Below are 394 nucleotides of genomic sequence, written 5' to 3' on the forward strand. Positions count from 1 at the left end.
GTGCTCAGCGCGCTGCTGGACGGCCAGAGCCTGGCAGATGCGGCGCTGCGCGGCAACGCCATTGGTGCGCGTGTGGTGCAGTTTGTGGGCGATAGCGAGGGGCTGCCGAATCCGGCGCAGCTGGCCCAAGCCTTGGAAGCGCCACGACGCAGTCCCGACGGCGCTTAGCCGCGCTGGGGTTCACGGCGCTTGCCACTATATTGGCAAGCTGCACGTGCATAACCAACCCTGCGAACCCCATGAACCTGCGTTTTGTAGAAGCCTTTTACTGGGTCGCTGCGCTCAAGAGCATCACCCTGGCGGCGGAAAAACTGTTTCTCACCCAATCGGCCATGTCCAGCCGCATAGCCACACTGGAGGATGAATTGGGCGTGCTGCTGCTGGACCGTAGCGG

Annotated in this window: 1 protein-coding gene; it reads left to right on the top strand. The window is 63.2% G+C overall.

The annotated features are described in order from the left end of the window. Positions 1–239 precede the first annotated feature (239 nt). On the top strand, positions 240–394 hold a 155-nt coding region (locus tag AC1D1Y_RS26770; protein WP_477685009.1), incomplete at its 3' end, for a LysR family transcriptional regulator.

The sequence above is a fragment of the Polaromonas sp. P1_G1 genome, from assembly GCF_056405595.1.